The sequence below is a fragment of the Acetobacter papayae JCM 25143 genome, from assembly GCF_000613285.1.
In the GTDB taxonomy this organism is placed as follows: domain Bacteria; phylum Pseudomonadota; class Alphaproteobacteria; order Acetobacterales; family Acetobacteraceae; genus Acetobacter; species Acetobacter papayae.
This window is the reverse complement of sequence record NZ_BAIN01000121.1, coordinates 1-3,480: the sequence shown is the minus strand read 5'-3', so window position 1 is coordinate 3,480 and position 3,480 is coordinate 1. Positions and strand designations below refer to the sequence as shown.

The 3,480-nt window shown below is 62.6% G+C and carries 1 protein-coding gene and 2 pseudogenes; all 3 read left to right on the top strand.

The window, feature by feature from the left end; translation table 11 throughout:
- Positions 1-86: 86 nt before the first annotated feature.
- The gene (locus JCM25143_RS24490; RefSeq protein ID WP_035371468.1) at positions 87-341 is read left to right on the top strand and encodes a DprA-like winged helix domain-containing protein; all 255 of its coding nucleotides are present in this window, start codon (positions 87-89) and stop codon (positions 339-341) included.
- A gap of 29 nt (positions 342-370) precedes the next feature.
- Positions 371-3,094 (top strand): annotated as a pseudogene (gene topA / locus JCM25143_RS20205) (type I DNA topoisomerase).
- Between the two features lie 35 nt (positions 3,095-3,129).
- Positions 3,130-3,480, top strand: a pseudogene (locus JCM25143_RS20200) (hypothetical protein); the annotation flags it as partial.

Below are 3,480 nucleotides of genomic sequence, written 5' to 3'. Positions count from 1 at the left end.
GCCGCCATGCCCCCCTGCACCTTTTTGGAAACGACACGGACACAGCAGGGCCGGAGCACAACGCTGGCCCCGCCCCCCTCCGGAATATGCGGGCCAAAGCCTCTCCCGACACGCCGCCACCGCCCAATCGGGCACAAAACGCATGTGTGAATGTGCCTCAGCACATACTTGATCTTCTGTCCTTTACGCCCATAGCTGTTGACGATCTGATACGGCGCTGCCAGTTCTCGGCTTCCGTCGTGTTGATCGCGCTGACCGAACTGGAACTTTCGGGCCGCATCACCACCTCTGCCGGGGGGCATGTGGCGCTGGCAGGCGGACAGGCGGAAACAAGAGGTTAAACGCTGCCTTCGGGCAGGTCGGAGAGAGTATGACTGACGTTGTCGTTGTCGAATCGCCCGCCAAGGCGAAAACGATCAACAAATATCTTGGAGACGGCTACGTCGTTCTGGCGTCGTTCGGCCATGTACGCGATCTGCCGCCCAAGGATGGCTCCGTGCTGCCCGATGAAGGATTCGCCATGTCGTGGCAGTCCGATGAACGGGGCATGAAGCAGGTTTCCGCCATTGCCAAGGCGCTCAAGGGTGCCAGTCATCTCTATCTCGCCACTGACCCTGACCGTGAGGGAGAGGCCATTTCGTGGCATGTCCGCGCCATGCTGGAGGAACGCAAGCTCCTCAAGGGCGTGGACGTCCAGCGTGTCACCTTCAACGAAATTACCAAAAGCGCCATTCTGCATGCCATGGCGCACCCGCGTGAACTCGACTTCCCGCTGATCGAGGCCTATCTGGCCCGCCGCGCGCTGGATTATCTGGTCGGGTTTACGCTCTCGCCTGTACTGTGGCGCAAACTGCCCGGCTCACGCAGCGCCGGGCGCGTGCAGTCCGTGGCCCTGCGCCTGATCTGCGAGCGTGAAGCCGAGATCGAGGTTTTCAAACCGCGCGAATACTGGAGCGTGACCGCCGCCCTGCTGACCCCGCAGGCGCGCCCTTTACCGCACGCCTGACCCACCTCAACGGCAACAAGCTTGACCAGTTCGATCTAGCCAATGCCGAACAGGCCGAGGCCGCACGCCGCGCCGTAGAGGCCGAGCCCTTGCCGTGCGCAGTATCGAGCGCCGCAAGGTGCGCCGCAATCCGCAGCCGCCGTTCACCACCTCCACGCTCCAGCAGGAAGCCTCGCGCAAGCTGGGCATGAGTGCGCAGACAACCATGCGCACCGCCCAGCAGCTTTACGAAGGCATAGACCTCGGCGGCGAAACGGTGGGGCTGATCACCTATATGCGAACCGATGGCGTGACCATGGCGCAGGAAGCCGTGCAGTCTATCCGCGCGCATATCGGCAAGCGGATTGGGGCCGCGTATGTGCCGGAAAAACCGCGCATGTACACCTCCAAGGCCAAGAACGCGCAGGAAGCGCATGAAGCCGTACGCCCGACCGATATTTCCCGCACGCCCGATGAAATGGCCAGCCGCCTCAACCACGACCAGCGCCGCCTGTACGACCTGATCTGGAAACGCGCTGTGGCCAGCCAGATGGAATCCGCCTCGCTCGATCAGGTGGCGGTCGATATTGCCGGGCCTTCAAACCAGACCGTGCTGCGCGCCAACGGCTCGATCATCACTTTCGAAGGCTTTCTCAAGCTCTACCGCGAAGGGCGCGACGATACCGACAAGGCCGCCGACGACGAATCGCGCATGCTGCCCGCCATGAGCGAGAAAGACCCGCTCAAGCGTGAAGATGTGGAGGCCGAACAGCACTTTACCCAGCCGCCGCCGCGCTATTCCGAAGCATCACTGGTCAAGAAAATGGAAGAGCTGGGAATTGGCCGCCCTTCCACCTATGCCTCGGTGCTGAGCGTGTTGCAGGATCGCAGCTACGTGCGGCTCGAAAGCCGCCGCTTCATCCCTGAAGCACGTGGCAGGCTTGTGACCGCCTTCCTTGTCTCGTTCTTTGAACGCTATGTGGACACGGGCTTTACCGCGAGCCTTGAAGAGCGGCTGGACGATATTTCCGGTGGCCGCGCCCAGTGGAAGGAAGTGCTTGCCTCATTCTGGCACGACTTCTCCCACGCGGTAGCCGACACCAAGGAACTCACCATTACCGATGTGCTGAACGCACTGGACAAGGATCTGGGGCCGTTCTTCTTCCCCCCGCGTGAGGATGGGTCCGACCCGCGCCACTGCACATCCTGCGGTTCAGGCCGGCTTGGCCTCAAGCTCGGGCGTTACGGGGCATTTATCGGCTGTTCCAACTACCCGGAATGCCAGTATACGCGCCGTCTGGTTTCCGACAGCGCGGAAGACGGCGAAGGTGCTGCGACCCTCAAGGACGGCATGCGCCTGCTGGGCCAGCACCCTGAGACCAACGAGGACATTACCGTGCGTCAGGGCCCTACGGGCTTTACGTGCAGCAAGGTGAACCAGACCCGGCGGACAAGAAGGCCCGCCCGCGCCGCGCCTCGCTCCCCAAGGGCATGAGCGGCGAAACCATTACGCTGGAGCAGGCTCTGGGTCTGCTCTCCCTCCCGCGTCTGGTCGGGCTGCACCCTGAAACGGGCGAGCCAATCGAGGCCGGGCTGGGGCGCTTCGGGCCTTATGTGAAAATGGGAGCCGTTTATGGCTCGCTGGACAAGGATGACGATGTCCTGAGCGTGGGGCTGAACCGCGCGGTTGATGCGCTGGCCAAAAAGCTCGCCTCCATCCGCACGCTGGGCAACCACCCCAAGGACGCCGAACCCGTGCTGGTGCGTAAAGGCCGCTTTGGCCCCTATGTGCAGCATGGCCAGATTGTCGCCACCCTGCCGCGCGGCACGGATATGGATACGGTTACGCTGGATGAGGCCGTGGACCTGCTGGTGGAAAAAGGCAAACCCCTGAAAGCCAAGGGCGGTAAAGCGGGCGCCAAAAAAACCACCACGAAAAAGGCCACGACCAAAACCACAACCGCCAAGACCACCACAGCTAAAAGCACCACCAAAAAAGCAGCGGCTCCTAAAAAGACCGCGGCGGCAAAAGACACGGCTTTGGCTGAGGCAGCCCCCGCCAAGGCGCCACGCAAGGCCGCAGCGCCACGGAAAAAGAAAACCGATTGAGGCACACTGCCTCCGCGCCTGATTGTCTTCCGCGCATGGAGGATATTCAGGCGGTGCTGGCACAGGACACCCGGCCCCTTGGGCTTATGGATATCCTGCGTGTCCTGCGCCTGCCGGTACAGCACAAGGCGTCGCTCAAAGCGCAACTGCACGACATGGCAGTTGCGGGTGCCTTACTGCACCTGCCTGCTGGACGCATCAAGGCGTCCGTCGGCCTGCCCGAAATCGTGCGTGTGCGTATCACGGGGGTGCATCAGGCTGACGGGCAAGTGCTCATACGCGGCGTGGTGGAAGCCCCCTACGGCACGGGTGGAACGGATAGAACACTCCGCCTGTCCGCCCCGCCCGTAGAGAGTGCCCGCGATATACTCCCCCTGCTGCCCGAC

What these genes read in the sequence shown, in the direction of transcription:
- JCM25143_RS24490 (WP_035371468.1), top strand. Translation starts at nt 87, where the DNA reads ATGCGGGCCAAAGCCTCTCCCGACACGCCGCCACCGCCCAATCGGGCA.